Source organism: Streptomyces sp. NPDC046931 (assembly GCF_040644655.1).
Lineage (GTDB): Bacteria > Actinomycetota > Actinomycetes > Streptomycetales > Streptomycetaceae > Streptomyces.
This window is the reverse complement of sequence record NZ_JBEYWX010000019.1, coordinates 94260-118526: the sequence shown is the minus strand read 5'-3', so window position 1 is coordinate 118526 and position 24267 is coordinate 94260. Positions and strand designations below refer to the sequence as shown.

Here is a 24267-nt window from a genome sequence, read left to right as displayed (position 1 = left end):
GGAAACGGTCACGGAATCACCATCGGCACCGGGATGGTGGTGACCCCGAACGTCGGGGAGCCGACCAGGGTGGTCGGCGCCTTGATCGTCGTGTTGACGGCCGCCGTGATCTGCACGGTGGCCCCGCCGGTGAGGCTCGCGGCGCCCAGCGCGCTCAGGTTCAGGGCGCCCGCCGCCTTCACCCCGATCTCGCCCGCGGACTTCAGGTTGACCATGCCGCCGCCCTCGATGCTGAGCGGGCCGCCGCTCGTGATGGTCAGCTTGCGCCGGGCGCTGAGCGTCAGATCGGTGCCCGCCTCGACCGACACCGACCGGCTCCCCTTGATCGTGACCGAGCCCTTGCTGTCCACGACGATCTGGGTCTTCGTCCGGTCCAGGTTGATGACCAGCTGCTTGTCACCGGAGATCAGCCGGACGCCCTGTTTGCGGGCGCCGGTCTTCTGGCTGAGCAGGTCCACACGGTTGCCGTCCCGGTCGGAGACGGTGTGCCGGCTCGCCTTCTTGCGCACGGTGTCGTGCAGGGGCACGTCGCCGACGGCGGTCGGTCTGTCCTTGCCGTTGTACAACCCGCCGATCACGAACGGATGGTCGAGGGCACCCCGGTCGAACGCGACCAGCACCTCGTCGTTGACGTCCATCGGGAAGATGCCGCCGCCGCCGAGGCCGCCCATCTGCACCGTCCGCGTCCAGTCGCTGACGTAGGTGTCGTCCAGCCACGGGAACTGCAGCCTGACCCGCCCCTGCTTGAGCGGGTCGTTCACGTCGGTGACCAGGGCGTTGGCCACACTGGGCAGCCGGGGCGCGCTCTCCGCGCCACCGGAGCCGAGCCCGTACAGCGAACGCCACTGCCGCCCGCTGACCGTCACCCAGGCCTCGTAGTGGCTGCCGTCGCCGAAAACGTGCCGCACGGAGGTGACGGTGTACTTGCCCTCGAACGGCTTGCCCACGTCCGCGAGCGCCACCGGAACTCCCGGCCGCAGCTTGGGATTTCCACGCATGACGGCCTCCAGTTCGGCGAACGAGCCGGTGACGTCGTCGGCGACGGCGTCGGCTGCGAACTTCACCTCTTTCTGCTTGTCGTACGGCGTGCCGGTGTCGACCAGCTTCGCCGCCTTGAACCTGCCGGCCGCCGCGCCCGGGGTGGTGCCGATGCCGATGCCCGGGTTGGCGGTGGCGGGCGAGGTGGCGGTGAGCTTCTTCTTCGTTGTCACGTCCCATCCCCGTGACTCGACCTTGCCGACCTGGTCGGCGGCGGTCACGGCGGCCCGCAGCCGCAGGATGTCGTGCCCGGCCTGGAGTACGAACGGGCTCTTGTCGCCGTCGGTGCCGGGTGAGGGCGCGCCGGAGGCCGACTTGGGTTTCACGAACTGGAACTTCCCGTCCGCGTCCACCGACATCACCATCTCGTTCTCGTCGGCGAGCCGCGCGAGGAAGTCCCAGTCGGTGACGTTGGACTGGCTGATGAACTCGTAGACCGTCTTCGTCCGCTCGATCCGTCCGACCGGCACGCCGTCCTGCTTGGCCAGCTTCCGGGCGATGTCGGAGGCGCTCTGGTTGCGGTAGGCGGCCACCCGGCGCTGGCGCAGCAGACGGTGCCCGAAGTCGTAGCCGCGGATGACGGTGAAGGTTCCGGTGCCGTCGTAGTCGGCCTCCAAAGCGGTGACCTCCCCCGTCAGCAGGGGATTGGAAGCACCCAGTCCGTCGGCCACCGGCGCCAGGACCACCGGAGTTCCGAACGTGACCCCCAGCTTCCCCAGGAGCAGCCGGTAGGGGTCCCGGAAGGTCAGCCGGAACGCGGCCGGCACGCCGAAACCCTGGTCGACGTAACTGTCGACGAGGGCACGGGCGAACTCGGAAGGCAGCTTGCGGCCGCCGATCTTCACATCAATGACGTTCGAGAACGCGGACCGCACCATCAGGCACGCACCTCCTCGGCGGCGGGGAGCACCAGCTCGATGCCCGTCGGCAGATCCCCGGGGTCGTCGATGCCGTTCGCCTCGGCGATCGCCCGCCAGGCTGCCGCGCTGCCGTACTCCCGCCAGGCCAGCGACTGCAACGAGTCGCCCGCCACGACCCGGTGCACCCGCTGTGCGGTGAGCGCTCCCGACGTCGGGTTCTGGCCCCTGGTCCTGCTCGGGATCTCATGCAACCGCAGCTGGCAGGTGGCGCGGATCGGCACGCCGGTCGTTCCGAAGAGCGTGTAGGTCGCCTCCACGGAACTGATGTAGGCCGTGAACCGAGCGGTGGAGAAGGACCCCCACTGGAGCACCACCCAGGGCGGCGAAGGCTGTTTGGCGGCGATGCTCCTGGTCGTCACCTCACAGCAGTCGAGCAGCGACTCGACCTTCTTGAGCACGGTGCTGCTGGTCGGCTCGTCGGAGGAGTCGAGGAAGATCTCCACGCTCATCTCACGTGGCCGGGATCCCATGAACTCCGGCAGGGAGCCGTCCCGTTCGATCTGTGCGGGGGTGGACTTCCACTCGGCGTGCCGGGTCAGCGACAGCTGCGCCGGGTTGAAGTCGAAGCCGAACGTCTTGATGATCCTGCCCGGGGTCGTACGGCCGCCGACCGGGGGCTCGTGGATCGCGAGCGTGGCGCGTACGAGGCTCTTGCCTGCGCCGCCCTTACTGCCCTTGGCCATGCTGGTCCGCCTCCTTCAGTCCGTGAACCCGTGGTGGGCGATCTCCAGGACCTCGGTCGCCACGGCCGGACTGCCGGGGTCGAGGGTGGGACCGGTCCAGCTCACCGGCAGTACGTCGATCAACCCCCAGCGAGCCACTTCGGAACCGTCCGCGCGCAGCGCCGCGATCTGGGCGGTGGGTCGCTTGATCCCCGTTTGTACGGACGAGATCCACTTGGCGACCTTGGTGGTCTCCGGGGTGAGCGGGCGGGTCAGCCGGACGGTGGAGAACGTGACACGGGTCGGCAGCTGCCAGACGAAGCCGTTGTTGCCGCCCTCCTGGCGGTGCTCGACCTCCACCTGCGACGACAGCCCCTCGCATCCGTTGAAGTAGCCGAGGCTCTCGCCGTCGATGCTGAGGCTGAACCAGATGGTGGAGCCCGGGTCCTGGCGGGACATCGCGGGTGGGCCTTTCTGTCGTTCCTGGCCGGTGGGTGCCGGTCAGCGGCGGGGGTCGCGGAGCTTGCCGATCCGTTCGCGGTCCAGGCGGAGTTCGGTGCGGATCAGACGGGTGATGCGACCGATGATCCGGTGCGCGAGTTCGTCCAGCTGGAAGTCGGTCAACTCCCTCGGGTCGAAAGCGCCCGGTCCGATCGCCGCGTATTCGGGCGGGGGTGGTCTGTCGGAAGACGGGGGGTACGAGGGCGGAGAGCCGCCCTGGGCCGGGTACCGGGGCGGCGGTGCTTCGGCCCGGCGGGTGAGGGGCGGCCTGGACAGCGTGTCGGCGACGGTCGCCGCCGCGGCGGCTGCCAGGGCGCCGGTGGCCGAGACCTCGGCAGGCTTCTTCGCCTTCCTCCCGAAACGCTGGACGACGGGGAGAGGGGAGGCCGGGGCAGTGGGCGTGGCGAGGCCCGGGGACGGGGGTGGCGCGAGAGGCGCCACCGGCAGGGGAGCACGGCCGGTGGAGGTGGCGGCGCCTGCGGGGCGGTCCAGGGCGGTGGGCCGAGCGGGGACGGCCGAGCGCTGCACGGCGGTCGGAAGGGGCGTCGACTGTGGCTGCGGTTCGGCGGGGGGAGGCGGCGGGAGGACGGTCGGGGGCTGGGCGGGGGCCGGCGCTGCCGGTGTGGGCGCGTCGACGCCGGGCGTCGTGAACGGGGCCTGGACCGGGGAGGTGGGCCCGGCCAGGGGCGCCGCGTCGGCGGGCGGGGTGGTCACCGGAACGCCGAGGGGGAAGGGGCGGGGGTGGGGAGCCGTGGCCGTGTCGGACGCGATGGCCCGGGTGACACGCTGCACCACCGGCGTGGGCACGCCGGTGGGGGCGGCAGCAGGCGTCGAGGCGGCCGGGAGCGTGGGCGAAACGGGAAGCGCGGCGGGGGTGTTGGGGGCGTTCGTCGGTGCGGACGTGCTCGGCTGGGCCGACGGATCGTGCCACGTGGGCGCGGTTGGCCGGCCCTCGGGGCTCGGCGGGACGGGTGGGTCCGCAGGGGCGGCGGGCAGCGAGGAGATCGGCGCGCCCAGGCCGAGTCGGGCCGTGCGGCGCGTCGCGCTTCGCTGGACGGAGGGTGTCGCGCCGGGCGAACCGCCGACCGGTGCGGCGCTGAGGCGCGCGGGGGCGGCCCCGGGGGTGACGGTCGGGAGCGCCTGGGAGCCGGCCGCAGGCCGAACCGGCTCGGCGGCGGGTCGCGCGGACTGCTCCGCCGGTCGCCGAGCGGGGGCACTGCCCGATGGCGCCGTCGCCCGCTGAACGGGGGACGATTCCACGGCTTGCGCAGGTGCAGCGCCGGGCGCGGCCGGTGCGGTGGACGGTGTATTCGGGGGCGGCGCGACCCGCTGTGCGTTCGCCGCCGGCCTTGGCTGGGCAGCGGCCGTGTCGGCGGAAGGCGTGGGACGGGCGCCCGGGGGACGCGGTCCGGCCGGTCCGACGGTAGCCGCAGGCGTGGGCCGGGCAGCAATGGGCCGCCCCAGGCCGCCCGAGACATGAGCGGGATCGGCCGACACGGGACGCGGGCGGCCGGCGCCGGTGGGCGGCTGTCGCCGGGGGATGGGCAGGGTTGCGTCGGGGTGGGCGGTTGTCGGTGGTGGCATTGAGGGGGCTCGGGTGACGGTTGTGGGGGAGAGGTCTGCTTGGGTGCGCGGGGGGTTGGAGTGGGGGCTGTGAGCCGATGTGGTGCGGGGCAGGGGGGTGTTGGTGGCCGGCTGTCGTTGGACGATGGGCAGGGTTGCGTCGGGGTGGGCGGTTGTCGGGGGCGGAGCCGAGGATGCGGCGACGGTGGAGGACAGGCTTCCGTGGGCATGCTCGGCGCTGGAGTTCCCACTCCGGAGCGGCTCTGCCGGTGTGGTGTGGTCGTTGTCCGCGGCGCCGGCCCTGGGGGCCGAGGTGGGTGCGGGGGCGGGGCCGCCGGTCAGGTATCGCTGTACGGGGATGCCTTCGGCCGCCGTACCGCTGGACTGCCTGACGCCACTGGACGACGTCGCCGTCCGCCGGAGGGTGGACGCGGGTTGGGCGTGGTGGGTCGCGCCGTGCCGGCCGCCGGGCGGCGGTGTCGCGGATAAAACGTTCGTGGGTGCGGGGAGCCGTCGCTGGACGGCGGGGGCGGGTACGGCGGGGTCGGCTGCGCTGTCCCGGTCGTTGTACGGCGACGGGGCGGGTGACCCGCCCCTGTCCTCCGACGTCGGCGGCCCCGAGGGCGCGCCGCCCGTAGGCGTGGGGAGCCGTCGTGCCACCGGCAGTGTCCGCCGCTGAACCGCCGTCGCCCCGGTGCGCGCCCGCGTGAGGGACTTCGGCCGGGGTGAAGAGCCGACGGGGACAGGTGTCACCCGGAGACCGGAGACAGGGAGCGGCCCGTTCACCGCCGGGGCGGACGGCGGCTCGGGCGATACCACCGGAACGTCCGGACCGGCGACCGTGGCAGCCCGTGCCGGTGCGGAGGACACCGAGCCGCCGGCGCTCGCCCGCTGGACCGAGGACGCCTGCCCGCCCGTCCGCGGGGCTCCGCCGGACGGGGCCGAGGCGAACGCGGAGGCGGACGTAGCGGGCCCGTTCGGTGGGATGACGCCGGTGGGATCCGAGGCGAACGCGGAGGCGGACGCAGCAGGCCCGCCCGGAGCGTTCACCCCGGCAGGAGCCGACGCGAGCATGGCGGTGGGTCCACCGGGAACGACCGGTCCGCTCGGTGCGGACACCTCTGCGGGGGCCGACGTGAACGTGGAAGCAACCGCAACCGGCCCCCTCGGCGCGGTCACTCCAGCAGGCGAGGCCGGTCCACCCGCCGCACCGGTCGCACCCGGCCCCGCGCCCACCTCACCCGGCACCCGCGGCCGGATCAGCCGCAGCGGTACCGCCGGAGCCCGCTGCACCGTCGGCTGCCTGGCAGGGCCGACCAACGGCAGGGCGTCGACCGGCTGTTCAAGGCCGGATACGGGTCGTGCCGATGACGAGCGGGACGTGTCGCCGAGCACGGCGCTCGAGCGTCCGTCCAGCACCGCATGGGACGCCGTGCCCATGAACGACGGGTTCTGCCACGTCGGCAGCCGCCCGCCGAACCGGGCGTCGGCGACCCCGGCGGGGCCAGGGGACATGGCCCGCTGGATCGGGGCCAGACCCGGCCAGGACGCGGCCACCACCGGCCGCCCGCCCGTGCGCACGTCACCGCTCACGGACTCCGGGCCCACCGGGGCGTCGGCGACCACCCCGGCGTCGGCGACCACCCCGGCGTCGGCGGACAGCCGCTTGCGGAACCGGTTCAGGAAACCCACCGCTCAGCCCTCCGCGCCGGCCCGCGTCACCAGGGACGCGATCTGGTCCGTGTAACGGCGGCGGTCGTGGTGTTCCAGGTCCAGGATCTCCTCCAGGGTCCAGTGGAAGTGGTAGGCGACGTACGCGATCTCCTCGTGCAGCCGGTCGGTCGCGTACGTCACGATTCCCCCAGGCGGCTCCCGCCGAGTTCCACTTCGAACGGTTCCGTGCAGTGCGGGCACCGCACGGCGGCGCGGGTGTGGCCCTCCGCGTTGATCTGGCGGTAGAAGTCCTGCAGAAAAGCCAGGTCGGAGGCGAACATGTTCTCCACGATCCCGTCGTGGACCATGGGCAGGGTGCCGAGCCGGGTGATGACCCGGCCCAGCAGCACCACAGACAGGAACGCCGGGTTCTCCTGCACCCGTACATCGCGCAGCGGGACCAGTTCGTCCCGCGCCGTCGACAGGCGCATCATGCCGTCCCGGTGGACGGTGCCCGACTCGTCGACGTACCCGCGCGGCAAATGGAAGGGGAACTCGGTGCGCAGTGACTCCTGTTGCTGAGCGGGGACGGGTGCAGGTGCCGGCTCCGGCTCCGGCACCTCCCCGTCCGGCTCCGCACCCGGCGCCTGCGCGCCGGAGTGGGAGACGGTTCCGCCCGCCCTGGCAGCCGTGCGCCGCATTACTCGATGACCAGTTCTTCGAACGAGATGGTCACGGTCTCGGTGAGGGCGGACGCCTCGCCCGCCTTCACCGTGCTCGCGTCGATCTTGTTGCACCAGGCGTTGCGCAGGTGGTAGCGCTTCACCGGATTGTTCTGGAAGTCCATCATGATGATCGAGGCGTTCTTGCGAGCCGTGGTCATCTGGCCGGTGATGGAGTCGTTGATCCACTGGGTGAACGAGGCCGACTGGGTCATGCCGCGGACGACCGTGCAGGTGCCGTTCTTCTTCACGCCAGGCAGGTTCTTGACCACGTTCTGGCCGTTGGGGGTGTTCTGCTGGTAGGTGATGACGTCCTGTTCGATGCTCAGGCCGCTGACCTCGGCCAGGTACTCGACCATCACGCCGTCGATCTGCAGGCCGAAATTGTGTGAGGTGAGGGCGTCACCGGGCTGGAGACTCATGTGTTCGCTGTCCTTCTGGATCCTTCTGGGCCCTTCCCGGGCCTGCTGGGGTGGTGCGGACGGGGGCGGGGGAGCGGACGGCGGCGCGGCCTACTCCTCCAGCTCCCCGCTTCCGCTGGAGAACTGGGCCAGCCGGAAGATCACGAACTCGGCGGGCTTGACCGGCGCGATGCCGATCTCGCAGACGACCCGGCCGACGTCGACCGACTCCGGCGGGTTGGTCTCCTCGTCGCACTTGACGTAGTACGCCTCCTCGGGCCGCTGGCCGAAGAGGGCGCCGCTGCGCCACTCGTTGACCAGGAACGCCGAGATGTTGCGGCGGATACGGGCCCACAGGGCGTGGTCGTTCGGCTCGAACACGACCCACTGGGTGCCGATCAGGATCGACTCCTCCAGGTAGTTGAAGTACCGGCGGATGTTGAGGTAGCGCCAGGCCGGGTCGGAGGACAGCGTGCGCGCGCCCCACACCCGGATGCCGCGGCCCGGGAACGCGCGGATGCAGTTGACGCCGATCGGGTTGAGCAGGTCCTGCTCGCCGCGGGTGATCTGGATCTCCAGGTCGACCGCTCCGCGCACGACCTCGTTGGCGGGTGCCTTGTGGACTCCGCGCTCGGAGTCGTTGCGGGCCCAGACGCCGGCCACATGACCGCTCGGCGGGATCAGCCGGGACTGGCCGGCGGCCGGGTCGAAGGTCTTGATCCACGGGTAGTACAGGGTGGCGTACTTGGAGTCGTAGCCCGCCGTCTCCTGGCGCCAGACCCGGACCTGACGTGCGTTCAGGCCCGGCGGCGGGTCGATGATCGCGACCCGGTCGCCCATGAGCTCGCAGTGCGCGATCAGGCCGAGCTGGACCGCCTTGACGGCTTCCAGGTCGATCGCGCCGCGTTGGTGGGCGGCCATCAGGTCGGGCACCGCGACCATGGAGACCTCGTCGATCGCCTCCAGGCCGCCGAATCCGGTGCGGTCGGCGGAGTCGCCGAGGTACTGGGCCGGGCCCGGGTGCGAGGCCTCGATGGGGCTGTCCGGAGCGGCGGGGGCGGGCGGCGGAGCTGCGAGGGCGACCGTCTGGTTCTCCGGGCGGGTCAGCTGAGCGGTCGGCGCGGCCTCGGTGACGGTGATGAGCTTGGAGCGCTCCTTGACCTGGGTGACGACGTAGTTGCGACCGCCCTTCTTGGCGGTGACGTCGAATGACTCGATGGTCTTGCCGCCGTCCTTGACGATCAGCTTGAACCGCTCGGCGGGGCCCTCGCCCTCGGGGTCGGCGACCTCCACGCTCAGGTCGCCCGGCGCGACTGCCGTCACGGAGAAGGTGCCGAGCTGCCTGGGCTCGCCGGCCGGCAGCGCGGCCGGCGCTGCCGAACCGTTCACCGCGGCGGGCGCCGAACCCTCCGCCCAGGCGCCCTCGGCGGAGCCGCCCACGCGGATGACATAGGCGGCCGTGCCACCGTTGTTGAAGAAGCCGTAGACGGAGTGCGCCAGGTAGTACCCCTCAGTGAACTCACCGAAGGCCGCGACGTACTGGCTCCAATTGGTCACCAGCGTCGGTTCGTTCAGCGGACCGGTCGGCGCGAGTCCCACGAAGGCCGCGACCGACGTGCCCACTCCCTCGATGGGGCGCGAGCCGCTGGCCACCTCCTCGACGTAGACGCCGGGCGACAGGTAGGACGGCATGCTCTGCTCTCCTCGGGGTACGAGACAGGAACGGCCACCAGCCTCACGTGTGCGCGGCAGCCCGGGAAACGGCCGCAGGTTCCCTTCCGGGGGCATCGCCGTTGCCCGCGGACATGCCCGTTGGGGCAGTCCCGACCGACGGAACGCCGGTCGGCGGGCCGACTGTCGTCTCAGGTCCCCGTGGTGGCCCGGATGCACCACCGGCATCCCAGCCCGACCGGCGGAAGTGCCTCCAGGATTGGCCCGGCCGTGGCGGTGCTGCTCGCGGGAGCACGCGGGGTCACCGGGCCGGCCGGGATGCGGGAACCCGCGGTCCGGGTGGTTTGTCCAAGGTCCTTCGGTGCGTGCATGAACTACCCTTCGGCCCTGCGGCGACCTCGTTTCCTCGACCGGCAGCTCGCCTGTTTCACCGGCTGCGCGTATCGGCTCCACCTACGGTTGCGGGCCCGACTCGGGACCAGGACAGCCCCAGCGACCAGGAGTCGGAGGAGAAAAGCTACGAAGCAGGCCTCGCCGCGATCGTGCCGGACCAGGCGGCGGCACGGGACGCGGCCATGCTCGACAAGCGTGCCGTCCGCGTACCGGACGCCTACACCGGCAAGAGCGAGCCCTCCCCGCAGAAGCAGCCGAACTGGTACGCCATGGGGCAACGCGCACTGATGAACGCCGACTCCTACGCACAGTTCATCCTGACGGCCACCGGAACACAGGCGCCGCGGACCTGAGGCGCGTGAATGTCCGCAAGGGCAACACCACCGCCCTTCGCGCCGCGAAGTCTGCCCACTCGCCCGCTGCGCCCGCACCGCGCCCCGACTAGCGTCGCGGATGTGAGCCTGTGGACTTCTCTGGAACCGGCTTCCACGACGGTGGACCCGGGTGGCAGTACGCGCGTGCGGCTGAGGCTGCGGAACACCGGTGACGTGGTCGACGAGTACCGCTTCGAGCCGGTGGGACCCATCGCGCCCTGGACCACTGTCGAGCCTTCTTCGCTCCGGCTCTATCCGGGCACCACCGGGACGGTGGAGCTGACGTTCGCGCCGCCGCGCACCCCGGACGCGACCGCCGGTCCCAACCCGTACGCGGTGCGGATCACGCCGACGGAGCATCCGGAGGCGACGACCGTCCCCGAAGGGAACCTGACGATCACCCCGTTCACGGAGGTGCGGGCGGAGCTGGTGCCGCCGACGGTGAAGGGGCGGTTCCGGGGACGGCCGAGGCTCGCGATCGACAACCTCGGCAACACCGGGCTCACCGCCTCGGTCAGCGGCAGTGACAACGGTAACGAGCTGTCGTACGACATCCATCCGGGCAACGTGCAGATCGAGCCCGGCCGTGCCGCGTTCGTGAAGGCGACGCTCAGGCCGCGGAAGATCATCTGGTTCGGGGCGAAGGAGCAGCGGCCGTACACCCTCGCCGTCCGGCGCTCGGGCGCCGACGCCCTGCCCGTGGAGGGCACTTACGTCCAGCGTGGTTTCCTGCCCCGCTGGCTCGCCACCTTCCTCGGCGTGTTCACGGCTCTCGCGGTCACCCTCGTGATGCTGTGGATCGCCTACAAGCCCAACGTGAACACCGGCGCAACCGAGAAGACCACCGAAGCCGGCGCCACCCTCGCACCGTCTCCCACACCCACCCCGGCCCTCACTCCGGCCGCCCCGCCGGAGTCCGCCGACGACGACAGCGACACGGGCGGCGACGGCAGTGGTTCGGACGGCGGTGGCGGCGGCAGTTCACCGGCCGCGACCGAGAACGCCGAGGAGGATCCCGTGGTGCCGGCGACGAACATCCTGCTGCGCAACAAGACCACCGAGAAGTGCGCGGACATCCCGAACTACGGCAAGGGCGCGATCAACGGCCCCGTGGGCGAGTTCACCTGTGACGGCACCACGAACGACAACCAGCTGTGGAACCTGGAGGTGAAATACCCGGAGGACGGTCCCGGAGGCCGTGCGCTCTTCCAGATCCGCAACGTCAAGGACGGGCTGTGCATGGACCTGCCCCACTACGGGGCCGAGCCCGTCGGGACTGCCGTCACCGAGTTCACCTGCGACGGCACGACCGCCGACAACCAGCTGTGGTGGATGCAGAAGCAGCAGAGCGGCGCCTACTGGATCCGCAACTTCGCCAGCGACAACAAGTGCCTGGACGTGGCTGGTTACAGCACCGGCGGCAACGGCGCCAAGCTCACGATCTTCGACTGCTCCAACACCGACGACCAGGAATGGTTGATCGTCCATCCCGAAGAGGGCTGAACCGGACGACGCCCGGCGCCGTCACCAGGCGCCCTCGCCCGGCAGCAGCCGCCCCGCCTTGCGATACTCCCGGCGGGCGCCCTCCAGGAGGTCGGCCGCCGTGACCGCCTCGCCGCGTCCGGCGGCCAGGTACGCGGCGGTCACCACGGCGCTGCGGATGGACCCGCCGGCCAGCTCGAAGTCGGCGGCCACCGGCTCGAGGTCGATGCCGTCGGCGCAGGGCACGTGGGACAGGCTGTGCCGCCACAGGGCCAGGCGCTGCTCGGCGTCGGGGAAGGGGAAGTCGACCACCAGGTCCAGGCGCCGGGTGAACGCCTCGTCCATGTTGGCGCGCAGGTTGGTGGTGAGCAGGGCGATGCCGTTGAAGGACTCCAGCCGCTGCAGCAGGTAGGCGCTCTCCATGTTGGCGTATCGGTCGTGGGAGTCCTTCACCTCGGACCGCTTGCCGAAGACGGCGTCAGCCTCGTCGAAGAGGAGCACGGCGTCCGTGTGGTCGGCCTCGGTGAAGATGCGTTCCAGGTTCTTCTCGGTCTCGCCGACGTACTTGTCGACCACGGACGACAGCTGGACCACGTAGAGGTCGAGGCCCAGCTCGGCCGCGACGACCTCCGCGGAGAGTGTCTTGCCGGTGCCGGACTCGCCCGCGAACAGGCCGAGCACGCCCAGGCCGCGGCCGCCGCCCGCGCTCAGCCGCCAGTCGCCGAGGACACGGTCGCGGTGGCGGGCGCGCAGGGCGAGTTCCCGCAGCTGGGTCAGCGGGCGGTCGGGCAGCACGAGGTCGGTCCAGTCGACGGCTGGGCGGATCCGACGGGCGTGCTGTTCCAGGCCGGAGGCGGACTGCTGACGGGCGGCCAGGCGCAGGTGGGCGGGGGAGAGCGGGGCATCCTCGAAGCCGGCGAGGCCCTGCGCGGCGCGGGCGGCGCGGGCGATGCGGTCGTCGGGGAGGTGGTACGGGGCCACGGTGGCCGCCAGGTCGAAACCGGGCTCCCCGCCGAGCACGGCCGACCAGGTGGCCACCGCCTCCGCGCGGCGCCGGGGCACCTCCAAAACGAGAGGGTCGTGGTCGCACCACCGGGGATCGTACGGGCGCGGGCCGGTGATCAGGACAGTGATGTCGGATGCCGCCCGCAACTGCCCGAGCAGCGCGCCGGGCCTCTCCGGCAGCGCGGAGACGACGACGCCGTGCCCGCCCAGGCGCGCCTCCCGCAGCAGCTCGGGCACACGGTCCTCGGGTCCCGAGAAGCGCAGGGCGTCGACTCCCGCCGTGTCCAGGGCGGAGGTGACGCAGGCGAGCCCGTCGCCCTCGTGGCCCTCGCGGAGATAGGCGGTGAGCGGGGGACCGGCGGCGAGCCGCGCGGCCAGGCGGTGCACGAAGCGGGTGAAGTCGCCGTTGTCACCCGGGGCTTCGCCGTACGGCTCCGGGTGCGGCGGCAGCGGATGGAGATGTCCGGCGAGCGCGGCGTCAGGGGTGTCGTCGCCCAGCAGGTGCGCCACAAGCCGGTCGGGCACGCGCAACGCGCGGCCGAGAAAGGGGCGTTCGGGTTCCTCCACCATGAGCAGCCCGAGCGCGGACAGCGGGGCCGAGGGGTGCAACCGCGCCCGGGCGCCCGCCGAGTGGGCGGGGATCCCGCACAGGTCCAGGGCGAGGGCGACGGTGGCCCGCCGCCTGCCGACGTCGTCGTTGAGATAGCCGTACAGCGGCTCGAAGGCGCGGTCCAGGTCGGGGGCGAGAGCGATGAGGAGCAGGGCGGTGTCGAGTTCGGTCAGTTTCAGGCGGGCGGACAGGACCGCCAGGCGGTCGTCCGGCGGCTCGGCGAGGCCGGGAAGCCCGGGCGGCAGGGGGTCCGCCGGGCGCAACAGGTGCCGTACCGCTTCTTCCGACAGGTACAGACCGCGCAAGGGGTCCGTGGCCGTGGGATCGTCGGCCGAGCGGTGCCCGACCAGCAGGGCGACCCGGTCGCGCAGGGCGGCGAGGCGGGCGAGGAGCGGGGCGACGGGGTCGGACGCCGACGCCGTGACGTCGTATGCCGGGGTCCACGCGGTCACGTCGCCCGGCCCGCCCCACCGCCGGGTCCGGCCGCCTTCCGGGCGTCCCGGGCCGCCGCCACCTGTCGGGGCCGGTGCGCGCGCTCCTCCGCCTCGGCCGGGACGCCGTCCGTGGTGCGCACGCGGACCGCCGCGCCCTCGGTGACCGGCGGCCCGGCGTCGTACTCGGGGTAGGCGGGGAAAGGTGCGGTGACCACCACGTCGAGGGACGGCTTCAGCTCACCGCCGAGCGCGGACCAGATCTCCGCCAGGGAACGCGACTCCGTCTGGACACCGGCCACCGACAGTGGCACCGCCATGCCCAGCGCACCCAGCGCACCGGGCAGTTCGGTGGGCGGCACAAGCTCGCGGGGGATCAGGGTGGCCAGCACGGCGGACAGCAACCGGTGCTCGTCCTGGGGCTGCTTGGTCCACGCCGTCACCAGATACGACAGCCGGAACCACCGCGGCGGCTGGCGGCGCTTGACGATCACCTCGCGCTCGTCGAGTACGGGGAGGTGACCGCGCTGGCGGCGGCCCACGTCCTCCCGGATGTCGTACAGGTAGGCGTTGATCGTGGGGGTGTTGCGGCGGGCGGCCCAGTCCCGGGTCGGTGCGGCGAAGGCGACGTCGATACCGGAACCGGCCAGCGCGCCACCGCCGAGCAGGTTCTTGAGGACCTCGTCCACCTCGTGGATCACCGTCATGCTCCCGCCCTGCCGTACCCGGCCTCGCCCGTCCTCCTGCCGCCGTGACCGATCCTGCCCTCGCGGGTGGCCGTCCCCGCAGGCGCGCCGGGGACGGCCGCGGGGCACAGCGGAGTGCCCAAGGGGTCAGTATCGACTGCCCGTTCGGTCAGATGTAGCCTTCCCGCAGGGCATGCGCCACGGCATGTGCCCGGTTGCGCAGGTGCAGCCGGGTGGTCAGCCCGTGCACGACGTTCTTGACGGTCCGTTCGGAGTAGGACAGCTTGCTGGCGATCTCTCCGGTGTCGAACCCCTCGGCGACCAGCCGCAGCACGTCCACCTCGCGCGGCGTCAGGCCCGAGGCGGGTGCGCCCGGGCTGCCGGCCGCGCTGCGGTGCAGCGTGCCCACCTGGTTGATCAGCCGGCCGAGCAGGTCGGCGGGCAGATCGCCGTCGCCGCGGGCCGCCGCCAGGACGGCCTGCACCAGGCGCGTCGCGGTGGCCTCGTGGCGCCATACGATGGCGGCCACTCCGCACTCGATCACATCGAGCAGTTCGGCCTCCCGCAGCGACCTCACGACGAGCACCGCCCGCGCCCCCTCACTGCGCACCAGTCGGCGCAGCCGGGTCAGCGCGGCCTCGTCGAGCGCATCGTCGACGAGCAGCGCCACCGTGCCCGGGCCCGAGCCCTCCCTGAGGTCGATCTCCGGGTACCGGCGCAACTGGCCCACCACTCCCTCGCGCAGGATCGGGTCCGGGGCGTGCACCGCCACCGGTGTCCGCTCGGCGGAGTCGGCCATACCGGGGTGTGTGGTCCGCGATGAGCTGAGCAAGCGTTTCCCCCCATGTCCACGTGCGCGCCACCTCTGTCGAGTCGGTGGCAGGCGTGTGTTCCCCACATTCCTGGGGCGGGAGGAACCCGCACAATCGTGGAGCACCACGAGCGGCACCACGAGATCGGCCGTACGACGTCCACGAGGTCTGTGACGTGCACGACGTCTGTGACGTCCACGACGACAACGACATCTACCACGGTGACCCGTCCGAGAAGGAGGCAGGGATGTCCGGACCGCACGGTGATCAGCCGCACGAACACCGCGAGGCAGCCGCGCTGCTGGCGGCCTGGGTCGCGCGCGCCCGGGCCGGCGCGGGCGGCCTGGTGCTGCTACGCGGGGCCACCGGCACCGGCCGGACCACCGTCCTGGAGGCCGCCGCCGAGAGCGCCGCCGACCAGGGCGTGCGGGTGCTGCGCGCCCGCTGCTCACCCGGCGACGCCACCGTTCCCTTCGCCGCCGTGCTTCAACTCCTCGGTCCCGTACAGTGGTTCGGACAGCCGGAGGAAACCGGCGGCGAGCGCGAGCAGGCCGCGCTGCTGTGGCGGATACTGCGCGATTACGCCGACGAGTCCCCGCTGCTGATCGCCGTGGACGACGTCCACCTCGCCGACGCCCCCTCGTACCGCTGGCTGGTGGAGCTTGCCCGGCACGTGGACCGATTACGGCTGCCGGTCCTGCTGGCGGTCACCGAACGCAGCCAGTACGACGTGGGCCCGCCCCAACCGGGTTTCACCCACACCCTCTCGCCCGCCCTCGTGCACACCCACACCCTCGCCCCGCTGACCGCGGACTCGGCGGCGGAACTGGTGCGGACCCGGTTCCCAACGGCCACCGAGGCCTGGGTCGACGGCTGTGTACGGGCCGGTGCCGGCAACCCGATGCTGCTGCGTGCCCTGCTGGACGACCTCGGCGAGCCGGGTCGGCACCCGCACGTTCCGGTGACCTCCGCCGCGCTGTACCCGGGTGCGTACCCGGCGGCCGTGTCCTGGTGGCTGGACAGTGCGGGGCCCGGGACGGCGGAGGTGGCGCGGGCGCTCGCCGCCCTGGACGAGGGCTGGGACGGCAGGGCGGCCGGCGACCACGGATGCACCGCCGAGAGTCTGGACGGGCTGCTCGCCGAGCTGGCGGGCGCCGACCCGGCCCGGGTGACGGGCTGGCTCACCGCGATGAGCCGTCTGGGTGTGCTGCGCACCGACCCGGACGGCCGCGCCCGGTACGCCCACCCCCTGCTGCGGGACGCGGTGCTCACCGGTGTGCCCGCTGCCCGGCGCCGCGCGGCGCACCGGCAGGCCGCCGAGGCGATGCTGCACCGCGGCATCCCCACCGAGACGGTCGCCCGGCAGCTGCTGCTGTCCGGCCCGGTGGGCGACCACTGGGCGCCGGGCGTGCTCCAGGACGCCGCGTCCCTCGCCCTGCGCGACGGCCGTGCCGACACCGCCGCCGCCTTCCTGCGTCGGGCCCTCGACGAGCCGCTGCCCGACGAGCGCCGGCAGCGGCTGCTGACCGAGCTGGGTTCACTGGAGTGCGCCGCTCCGCGGACCGCGTCCGGGATCTCCCGGCTCACCGAGGCCCTGCGGCTGCCCGGCGCCCCGCAGGACCGGATCCGCGCGGCCATCGCCCTAGGTACCGCGCTGGCCGGACGCGGCAAGGCCCGCGCCGCCGTCGAAGTGCTGCGCACCATGGGCGGCCAGCTCGGTGACCACCCCGGTCTGGCGGACCTCCTGCACACCGCCTCCGTCCTGCTGTCCGACCAGGACCAGACGGTCCGCCGTGACGTGCACCGGTGGCTGTGTGAAACCGCCGAACGCTCGCCTGAGCGGGTCGGGCCGACCGCCCGTGCCCTGCTCGTCCGGCACGCGGCCACCGCCGGGCTCACCTCGGCGGACGGAGCGATGAAGCAGGTGCGCGCTCTGCTCGCCGAGCCCGCCGACCCGCTGACCGAGCCCTTCCTGCTGGGCACGGCCGCCGCGGTCGCCCAGTGGGCCGACGAACTCGACGAGGCGGACCGGCTCGTCGACCGCGGCCTGGCCGGTCAGCGACCCGACCTGCTGCACCCGATGCACGGAGCGCTGCTCAACGTACGGGCCGACATCGCCGCGGCCCGCGGCGAGTACGGGCGGCTGCCGGCCGAGCCGCCCGTGACCGCGGACACCGGACCTGCCAACGCACACGCCCACACCCTGATCGCGCTCGTGGAACTGGGCCGCACGGCCGAGGCACGGCGGCTCGCGGACGGCTTCGACCTGCGGGCGGCGCCCGACTCCTGGGAGCTGAACCGGTTCCTGTACGCGCGGGGGGTGCAGCGGGCCGCCGCGGGCGACCCGGCGGGGGCGCTGCACGACTTCCTGGAGTGCGGCCGCCGTCAGTCGGCCCGCGAAGTGGTCAGCCCGGTCGTCACCCCGTGGCGCTCGGCCGCCGCAGAGTGCCGGCTCGCCCTGGGCAACCCCCGGGAGGCGCTCGCGCTCGCCGAGGAGGAGCTGCGGCTTGCCCGGGTGTGGGGCACGCCCCGCACGGTGGGCCGCGCCGTGCGGGTGCTCGGCACGGTCACGGGAGGCCGGCGCGGTCTGGAGCTGGCCGAGGAAGCCGTACGACTGCTGCGGGACGCCGGTACCGGCACGGAGCCGGAGCTGGTCGCCGCGCTCGTCGCGCAGGGCCGGCAGCTGACCGCCGCCGGGGACCGCACCCGGGCCCGGAAAGGCCTGCGGGAGGCGGTCGAACGCGCCGAGCGGCTCGGCGCGCTGCGGCTGCACCGGCTCGCCGAGGAGGCCCTGCGCGAGGGCGGAGCCCGCCGCACGAGCGTCGCCCGCACCGGCTCCGGCGCCCTCACCGGCAGCGAGCGCCGCATTGCCCAACTGGCCGCCGACGGCCGCACGAACACGGAGATCGCCGCCCTGCTGCACCTGGCCCGGCGCACCGTGGAGACCCACCTCACCAACGTCTACAGGAAGTTGGGCATACGCCGCCGCGGTGAACTGCGCGAGGCGCTGGGCGCGGATAGGGGGCAGGCTCTGATCCGAGAATCGACATGAGCCCTGGCCTGCCAAGGTGACCGGGGCGGTGACGCCCCGGTCTGGGCGGAGCACAGTGAAGATCGCGACAGACGATCTCTCCGGACCTGAGTTCGCCGGGTTCCTCGACGAGCATGTCCAGCAGATGCGATCCATCTCGCCTCCGGAGAGAAAGCCGCAACTGGTCGGCGGGCATCGGCGTGACGCGGCCTCGGTCTCGACGCCCTCCGCAAACCCGAGACCACGTTATGGCCGGTGAGGGATGGCGAGAGCCTGGTGGGTTGCGGGGCGGTCAGGAGGCTGGACTCGGACCACGCCGAACTGAAGTCGATGCCGCCACGCCGACACGTAAGCGAAGCGGGATCGCATCCTTGCTGTTGGAACACATCATCACCGGGGCCAAGCGCATGGGGTGTTGACGCGAGATGCGCGTGCGGCGGAGGGTGGCGGAGCACGAGGCCGTCTCGTCTCAAGGGACTTGGGTGCCTGACACTCTCCGGGAGAAAGCCATCACGTTCTGCGGCGCGGCTCTGTCGCTCGCCGCGGAGGCGTCGAGGCTCGAGGGGGGAACTCATGAAGTGGAGAATTGCGTGCGGCGCCGCCGCGGTGGGCCTCGCAGTCGTCGCCGCACGGGCAGCGGCTGCCAGGGTCGAACGCCGACCGGATCCTGTTCCCTACGAGCGGCTCCGTCGTGAGCCCGAGGGCGAGGGGGTGTTTCTGCGCCGTCCCGACGGGACGGTGTTGCGCGCCGTCGTCGCGGGTGAGGGGCCACCGGTGGTGCTGGCGCACGGTTACGGCGTGTCGCTCCTGGAGTGGAATCTGGTGCAGGACGCCCTGGTGGTACGCGGCCACCGTGTCATCGTCTTCGACCAGCGCGGCCACGGGGACTCGACGGTCGGCTCGGACGGTATCGGCTCCGGCCCCATGGCGCGGGACTACCTGGCGGTACTGGAGCACTTTGACGTACAGGACGGGGTGCTGGCCGGACATTCCCTGGGCGGATTCCTCGCCATACGTGCTCTCCTCGACCACCCCGGCGTCGGCCGGAGGCTGCGCGGTCTGGTGCTGTTCGCGACGTGGGCGGGCCGCATCTACGACGGAGCGCCCTGCAACCGGCTGCAGATCCCCCTGCTGCAGGCGGGCATCCTGCAGCGGCTGGCACGCACCCGCACCGGCGGAATCCTCTTCGGCGCACTCCAGTGCGGCAAGCGCCCCTCCCCAGCGATGATCGCCGTCTTCCTTGACGTCTTCCTCCGCCAGGCTCACACCCCGCTCCTGCCCATCGTGCGAGCCTTCGCCCGCGAGGACCGTTACCCACGCCTGGGCGAGATCACGGTCCCCACCGTCGTCATGGTCGGCACAGCCGATCGCAGTACACCGCCGAACCACTCCCGGCGCCTGGCCGCAGGGATACCGGGCGCGCGGCTGGTCACCGTGCCGGACGCCGGACACATGATCAACTGGGAAGATCCCGATGCCCTGGTGGAGGCCGTGGTCTCCCTGCACGAGACCGGGGGAGCCGATTGATGCGCAGCGCTCCGTCCGTCGCCGGGCGGCGCTGCGATCGGTGGTCCGTGGCACAGCCACGGACCACAGGAGCACGGCGTCGACAATGGCCGACCGTAGGGTGTCGTCCGCTCTTCGATGCGGCTTGAGTGAGGGAGTCGAGCAGCCACGTGGAGCGAGGAGGACAGGTGTACGACTACATCATCGTGGGTGCCGGGTCGGCGGGGTGCGTCCTGGCCGGCCGTCTGACCGAGGACGAGAGGACGCGCGTTCTTCTCATAGAGGCCGGCCCGGTGGACGATGCCCCGGACATCCACGTTCCGGCCGCGTTCAGCAAACTCTTCCAGACGAAGTACGACTGGAGCTACCTCACCGAGTGCGAGCCCGGGTTGGACGGCCGCCGCCGCTATCTGCCCCGCGGCCGGATGCTCGGCGGCTGTTCGTCGATGAACGCGATGATCTACATCCGCGGCAATCGCCGCGACTACGACGCCTGGGCGGCGGCCGGCGCAGACGGGTGGAGCTGGCCGGAAGTCCTGCCGTACTTCCTTCGCGCCGAGGACTTCACGGGAGCCACGTCCCCGTGGCATTCCACCGGCGGGCCGCTCACGGTGAGCGAGGGCCGTTCCCGGCATCCCTTGGCGGACGCGTACGTGACGGCCGCTCAGGAGGCCGGACACCCCTCCACCAGCGACTTCAACGGCCTCGAACAGGACGGCGTCGGCTATTACCACCTCACTCAGCGCGACGGTCTGCGCTGCAGCACGGCGGACGCGTATCTGCGGCCGGCCCTGTCCCGGCCGAACCTCGATGTGCTGACCGGTGCTGAGTGCACCCGCGTGCTGTTCGACGGCGAGCGTGCAACCGGCGTCGAGGTGGAACGGGACGGCGAACTGCAGTGCCTGCACGCCGAAGGGGAGGTCGTGCTGTCGGCCGGTGCCTACAACTCGCCCCAGTTGCTCATGCTCTCCGGCATCGGTCCGGCCGGTGAGCTGGCGGCCCACGGCATCACGCCCCGCGTCGATCTTCCAGTGGGGGAGAATCTGCAGGATCATCCGCATGTCGGGCTGTGCTACCTCACTGACACGGAGTCGCTGTTCACCGCCGAGACACCGGACAACGTGCGCCTGCTGGAGACCGAGGGCCGCGGCCCGCTCACCTCGAACATCGGCGAGGCCGGCGGTTTCCACCGCACCCGCGAGGGACTCGACGCCCCCGACGTCCAGGTGCACGCCACGCCGGTGATGTTCTACGAGGAGGGCATCAGCCCCGTGACCGACCACGCCTTCATGTTCGGTGCGGTGCTGCTCGCCCCCACGAGCCGGGGCAAGGTCTCCCTGCGGTCGGCGCTCCCCAGCGCCAAACCGCGCATCCTGCACAACTACCTGACCACCGAAGAGGACCGCGCCACGATGATCCGGGCGCTCCGGATGCTGCTCGACATCGCCGGCCGGCCCAGCCTGCGCAAGCACCGCCGAGCCGACTTCCGCGTACCGCGTTCCACGGACGACGCCGGCCTGCTCGACTTCGCCCGGCGCGAGTTGCAGACCCTCTACCACCCGGCGGGCACTTGCTCCATCGGCCCCGTCGTGGACTCCCGGCTCGGCGTGCACGGCGTGAGGGGCCTGCGGGTGGTGGACGCCTCAGTGATGCCCACCGTGGTGCGGGGCAACACCAACGCACCCACGATCATGATCGCGGAAAAGGCGGCGGACATGATCCGCGGTCTCCCGGCTCGGGCGTGACCCTGACATCAAACCGGGGCAGCGGGCGGACTTGAGCGTGCTGCGCTCGGGCGGACACCACCGGTGTGGTGGCCGGGCCGCCAGGGCGGCCTCGTAGTCGGCGGGACTGCGGTAGCCGGGGCTGCTGTGCGGCCGGCGCACGTTGTAACAGCCTTCGCCCCACTCGAGGAGCCGTCGCCCGCATGCACAACCTCGCCCTCGCCGCATGACCGCACTGCGTCGGGACGCCGCAGCGTTGCCGGACCGGGTGAGGCACACAACTCCATGGCATTGTCCGCCTCGGCCGCCGCCCTGCGGTCGCTTGATCCCCGCGGGCGGCGCCCTTTCCGGAAAGCGGAACCCGCAACTCCCCGGAACCAGCCGCTCAACGCCCTGCCGACACGAAGGACAACGGTCTCTCAGCAGTTACGCGACCAGAGCGTGAATGCACCGGGCGTGTTCATCCAGTCGAATGTGGTGACACTGGAGTGTCCCTGCTGGGCGAGATACTGAACGCGTTGTGCGGCGGCCACCGGGTCGGGATTCGTGTCATCCAGCGCCGGGGAGAGGCTCTCGGCCGCGCTTTCGACGGTGAGGTAGTGGTTGGCGCAGTACCACGACAGGCTGAATCCGTCATCGAGCCAACGGGTCGCCTGAGTGTCGAAGATGACGAACCAGGGGCGCAGCATGGGGCTGTAGATGAGGCGGGGGTCGCCGTTGGGAGACGGTTTTGTCATGGCGGGCCACATGGATGCCCGAGCGAGCCGACCGGCTGCCGCCAAGTCGGCTACGTGCTGGGCGTATTCCTGTTCGGTGGACAGGCTGTCCAGGTCGTAGCCGGCGAGTTTGTTCTCTATGGTGCCGGTGATGGGCAAGACGATGAATTTACCTCGGAGCTCTTTCCACGCGGGCCACGCTCCGGCTTTGGCGGCGTCGTCGAGGGTGGCGTGGGCGCTGCCGAGCATGTCGGCTGGGGTGAAGAGCTTGTTGGCGCCCAGATGTTTGGCCACGAGCTGATCGAGTTGGGTGGGCCCCATGCCCGCGCCCGAGCGGAAGCCCCATTTCAGTTCCAGTTTGAGGTAGACGGGGTCGTGGTCGGGGTGCGCGTTGCTCCAGTCTCTGAGGTCGTCCAGGCAGGTTCTCAGACTGCCGTTCTCCCATGTCTTCTTGAACACGCCCGAACCAGTGGTGTAGGTGCAGTTGTTGTCGTTGGCCAGGGGGTTCGAGTGGCTCACCACCCACCCGGCGGGGTTCCCGTAGGTGCTGTAGGTGTCGATTTCCAGCAGGTGCGCACCGATGTCGAGGCCCTTGGTGAGCGACTTGGACTTGCTGCGCTCGTACGCGTTGTGCAGCCCGGACACGGAGAGCTGATTCAGCGGAACGTCGTCGAACGCCGATGTGTCGGTTCCGGCCTTCGTCGTGGCGGCATGGCCGGGTGCTGCTGAGGTCCACGGCACGGCCAGGCCGAGCAACAGGGTGGCGCCGAGAACGCAGGCTTTACGGCGCCATAGAGAGTGCTGGGGCACAACGAAAGGCATCGAAGCTCCTCGCATTCGGGAGTGGCGGAAGTGTGGCGTGCCGACGGAAACCCGGCTCCTGCGGCGTTGCGAAAGGTAGGGCTGGACAGAGCTTCGCTGCTCCGACACGCGGGGCCCGGCTCTGCGACATGCCCCTGCTGATCACGAACGACCTGGGCACCGCCAGGAGGAGATGCGGCACAGACTCGGCTGAGTACGGACGGTCTTCGGCCTCAAGCGTGACCCTCTTGCCTCGGGGTCGGGATACACGCTGAAGCCGCGCTGGGAGTCGCCGCTCAAGCCGGAGCATGCGCCGGGCCGGTTCGTACAGAAGTTGGGACCGGCGCTTCAAGTGCACTTGACGATCTCATGGGACCCCCTGAGACGAGAAGCAGGCCCTTAGTTGATAGCAAGCGGCCGCTTAGTATGGAAGTGGACATGCCAAGAAACCGTGTGTGAAGGTGAGGTCTCGGATCTGCTCGATCGCGCCGGGGGAGCGTGGCCGCCTTGTTTCACGTGCCGGGCTCACACCGAGGATCCATCTGGCAGGTGGCGGCGCCTCGTGCCCGCTTGCCGTCCTGGTCACGACAGCCCATCATGCTGCCGAGTCGGTGGCCGCTCACGGTCCACGGGTACGCCGACTCCGCCGTCACCGGCACCGGGGCTGCCCTCGATCGCGTATGGGACGCCCACCGCCTGATGGAATCCAACCGGCACACGGCAAGTTCGTTGTACGGGTCTGAGGGCGATCACCCGGTTGCCGTAGCCCCTGAGTAGCGGCCATAGCTGACTCAGAAGGCGTGGAACTCTTCGAAGGGCGGCTCGAACGACGGATCGGGCAAGCGAAGGGCCTTGCAGCGAGTCCTTGGTTCGGCCCGGCGGCTGGTGCCGGCCGTCGGCACGGTTTCGCTGGGGAAGGCGTCGGGAATCTCCGCCCACCCTAGGTTCTGCTCGTAGTAGTGCACGGCGGTTCGAACCGACGGCGCCCAGTCGTCGTCGATCACGATCAGCCCGCCAGGTCGAACGATCTTTCGTAGGAAGTAGAGATCGACGAAGACTTCGTGGAACCGGTGACTGCCGTCCACGAACGCCGCGTCGGCGACGAGACCCTCGGTGAGGAGTTGCGGCAGCGCGATCGATGAGGGGGTGAGCATGAGCGAGGCGATCGAATCCAGTCCGGCAGAGCACATCAGCTCCCAGCCGGCGTTGGACCAGTCACGTTCCTGGAACGGGTCGACGATGACATGCCGGGGACTCGGCGGATCGACGGTGATCAGCGCCTCGCCGATCGCGAGCGCGGAACTGGCGTACGCGAGACCGACCTCGACAACTGTCTGCGCGCCCTCGGAGATCAGCAGGTCGCGCAGTTGGTCGCAAACGCGTTCGGGTACCGTGACGGTCTCAAAGTCCGCCTCGAAGTTCCGGGTCCGCGGAGGTCCACCCTGCGCGAGCCGACGGCGTACCGCGCAGACACGCGCCCTGCGTTCATGCATCTTCACCGTGCCGGCCACACCCCCACGGTAGAAGAGCACGTCCCTTCAATGTGAGAGGTGCAAAGCACCTTT

Annotated in this window: 18 protein-coding genes; 5 read left to right on the top strand and 13 right to left on the bottom strand. The window is 71.4% G+C overall.

The window, feature by feature from the left end:
* Nucleotides 1-8: 8 nt before the first annotated feature.
* From ABZ876_RS28230 to ABZ876_RS28195, 8 genes are all read right to left on the bottom strand, one after another.
* Nucleotides 9-1916, bottom strand: coding sequence for a VgrG-related protein (locus tag ABZ876_RS28230; RefSeq protein WP_361786995.1), 1908 nt, complete (start codon nt 1914-1916; stop codon nt 9-11).
* The gene (locus ABZ876_RS28225) at nt 1916-2641 is read right to left on the bottom strand and encodes a tail protein X (RefSeq protein WP_361786992.1); all 726 of its coding nucleotides are present in this window, start codon (nt 2639-2641) and stop codon (nt 1916-1918) included. Before ABZ876_RS28225 ends, ABZ876_RS28230 begins: the two co-directional genes overlap by 1 nt.
* A 15-nt stretch (nt 2642-2656) precedes the next feature.
* On the bottom strand, nt 2657-3079 hold the full coding sequence (locus ABZ876_RS28220) for a phage tail protein (protein ID WP_361786989.1): 423 nt from the start codon (nt 3077-3079) through the stop codon (nt 2657-2659).
* Nucleotides 3080-3121: 42 nt separating this feature from the next.
* The gene (locus tag ABZ876_RS28215) at nt 3122-3928 is read right to left on the bottom strand and encodes a hypothetical protein (protein WP_361786986.1); all 807 of its coding nucleotides are present in this window, start codon (nt 3926-3928) and stop codon (nt 3122-3124) included.
* Between the two features lie 2451 nt (nt 3929-6379).
* On the bottom strand, nt 6380-6538 hold the full coding sequence (locus ABZ876_RS28210) for a DUF6760 family protein (RefSeq protein ID WP_361786983.1): 159 nt from the start codon (nt 6536-6538) through the stop codon (nt 6380-6382).
* Nucleotides 6535-7038: a hypothetical protein gene (locus ABZ876_RS28205; RefSeq protein ID WP_361786980.1), complete on the bottom strand. Its 504-nt coding sequence runs from the start codon at nt 7036-7038 to the stop codon at nt 6535-6537. Before ABZ876_RS28205 ends, ABZ876_RS28210 begins: the two co-directional genes overlap by 4 nt.
* The gene (locus tag ABZ876_RS28200) at nt 7038-7481 is read right to left on the bottom strand and encodes a phage tail protein (RefSeq protein WP_361786977.1); all 444 of its coding nucleotides are present in this window, start codon (nt 7479-7481) and stop codon (nt 7038-7040) included. Before ABZ876_RS28200 ends, ABZ876_RS28205 begins: the two co-directional genes overlap by 1 nt.
* Nucleotides 7482-7571: 90 nt before the next feature.
* Nucleotides 7572-9152: a phage tail sheath subtilisin-like domain-containing protein gene (locus ABZ876_RS28195; protein ID WP_361786974.1), complete on the bottom strand. Its 1581-nt coding sequence runs from the start codon at nt 9150-9152 to the stop codon at nt 7572-7574.
* 521 nt (nt 9153-9673) lie between these two features.
* Between ABZ876_RS28195 and ABZ876_RS28190 the strand changes: the two genes are divergently transcribed.
* Both ABZ876_RS28190 and ABZ876_RS28185 read left to right on the top strand, forming a co-directional pair.
* Nucleotides 9674-9877, top strand: a complete 204-nt coding sequence (locus tag ABZ876_RS28190; protein ID WP_361786971.1) for a hypothetical protein — start codon at nt 9674-9676, stop codon at nt 9875-9877.
* 102 nt (nt 9878-9979) lie between these two features.
* Nucleotides 9980-11401 carry an RICIN domain-containing protein gene (locus ABZ876_RS28185; protein WP_361786968.1) on the top strand — a complete coding sequence of 474 codons (1422 nt, stop codon included), beginning with the start codon at nt 9980-9982 and terminating at the stop codon, nt 11399-11401.
* 21 nt (nt 11402-11422) lie between these two features.
* Here the strand turns inward: ABZ876_RS28185 and ABZ876_RS28180 are convergent, their stop codons facing one another.
* The 3 genes from ABZ876_RS28180 to ABZ876_RS28170 all read right to left on the bottom strand — a co-directional run bounded on the left by ABZ876_RS28180 (nt 11423) and on the right by ABZ876_RS28170 (nt 14911).
* Nucleotides 11423-13447 (bottom strand): ATP-binding protein, encoded by a 2025-nt coding sequence (locus tag ABZ876_RS28180; RefSeq protein ID WP_361786965.1) that lies wholly within the window; start codon nt 13445-13447, stop codon nt 11423-11425.
* Complete coding sequence (locus tag ABZ876_RS28175) at nt 13444-14127, bottom strand: DUF4255 domain-containing protein (RefSeq protein ID WP_361787084.1); 684 nt, start codon at nt 14125-14127, stop codon at nt 13444-13446. Before ABZ876_RS28175 ends, ABZ876_RS28180 begins: the two co-directional genes overlap by 4 nt.
* A 154-nt stretch (nt 14128-14281) precedes the next feature.
* On the bottom strand, nt 14282-14911 hold the full coding sequence (locus tag ABZ876_RS28170) for a response regulator transcription factor (RefSeq protein WP_361786962.1): 630 nt from the start codon (nt 14909-14911) through the stop codon (nt 14282-14284).
* Nucleotides 14912-15171: 260 nt separating this feature from the next.
* Here ABZ876_RS28170 and ABZ876_RS28165 point away from each other — a divergent pair, with 260 nt between their 5' ends.
* The 3 genes from ABZ876_RS28165 (at nt 15172) to ABZ876_RS28155 (ending at nt 21206) form a co-directional block, all read left to right on the top strand.
* Nucleotides 15172-17976 carry an AAA family ATPase gene (locus tag ABZ876_RS28165; RefSeq protein WP_361787081.1) on the top strand — a complete coding sequence of 935 codons (2805 nt, stop codon included), beginning with the start codon at nt 15172-15174 and terminating at the stop codon, nt 17974-17976.
* A 552-nt stretch (nt 17977-18528) separates the two neighbouring features.
* Nucleotides 18529-19482, top strand: coding sequence for an alpha/beta fold hydrolase (locus ABZ876_RS28160; RefSeq protein ID WP_361786959.1), 954 nt, complete (start codon nt 18529-18531; stop codon nt 19480-19482).
* Between the two features lie 167 nt (nt 19483-19649).
* On the top strand, nt 19650-21206 hold the full coding sequence (locus tag ABZ876_RS28155) for a GMC family oxidoreductase N-terminal domain-containing protein (protein ID WP_361786956.1): 1557 nt from the start codon (nt 19650-19652) through the stop codon (nt 21204-21206).
* 398 nt (nt 21207-21604) lie between these two features.
* Here the strand turns inward: ABZ876_RS28155 and ABZ876_RS28150 are convergent, their stop codons facing one another.
* Together ABZ876_RS28150 and ABZ876_RS28145 are read right to left on the bottom strand one after the other, a co-directional pair.
* Nucleotides 21605-22723 carry a Ca2+-dependent phosphoinositide-specific phospholipase C gene (locus ABZ876_RS28150; protein WP_361786953.1) on the bottom strand — a complete coding sequence of 373 codons (1119 nt, stop codon included), beginning with the start codon at nt 22721-22723 and terminating at the stop codon, nt 21605-21607.
* Between the two features lie 770 nt (nt 22724-23493).
* Nucleotides 23494-24213 (bottom strand): class I SAM-dependent methyltransferase, encoded by a 720-nt coding sequence (locus tag ABZ876_RS28145; RefSeq protein WP_361786950.1) that lies wholly within the window; start codon nt 24211-24213, stop codon nt 23494-23496.
* Between the last annotated feature and the right edge of the window lie 54 nt (nt 24214-24267).

Excerpts from the sequence above, each read along its gene's own strand:
- ABZ876_RS28230 (WP_361786995.1), bottom strand. The coding sequence starts at position 1,916 with ATGGTGCGGTCCGCGTTCTCGAACGTCATTGATGTGAAGATCGGCGGC.
- ABZ876_RS28225 (WP_361786992.1), bottom strand. The coding sequence starts at position 2,641 with ATGGCCAAGGGCAGTAAGGGCGGCGCAGGCAAGAGCCTCGTACGCGCC.
- ABZ876_RS28220 (WP_361786989.1), bottom strand. The coding sequence starts at position 3,079 with ATGTCCCGCCAGGACCCGGGCTCCACCATCTGGTTCAGCCTCAGCATC.
- ABZ876_RS28205 (WP_361786980.1), bottom strand. The coding sequence starts at position 7,038 with ATGCGGCGCACGGCTGCCAGGGCGGGCGGAACCGTCTCCCACTCCGGC.
- ABZ876_RS28200 (WP_361786977.1), bottom strand. The coding sequence starts at position 7,481 with ATGAGTCTCCAGCCCGGTGACGCCCTCACCTCACACAATTTCGGCCTG.
- ABZ876_RS28195 (WP_361786974.1), bottom strand. The coding sequence starts at position 9,152 with ATGCCGTCCTACCTGTCGCCCGGCGTCTACGTCGAGGAGGTGGCCAGC.
- ABZ876_RS28170 (WP_361786962.1), bottom strand. The coding sequence starts at position 14,911 with ATGGCCGACTCCGCCGAGCGGACACCGGTGGCGGTGCACGCCCCGGAC.
- ABZ876_RS28165 (WP_361787081.1), top strand. The coding sequence starts at position 15,172 with ATGTCCGGACCGCACGGTGATCAGCCGCACGAACACCGCGAGGCAGCC.
- ABZ876_RS28160 (WP_361786959.1), top strand. The coding sequence starts at position 18,529 with ATGAAGTGGAGAATTGCGTGCGGCGCCGCCGCGGTGGGCCTCGCAGTC.
- ABZ876_RS28150 (WP_361786953.1), bottom strand. The coding sequence starts at position 22,723 with ATGCCTTTCGTTGTGCCCCAGCACTCTCTATGGCGCCGTAAAGCCTGC.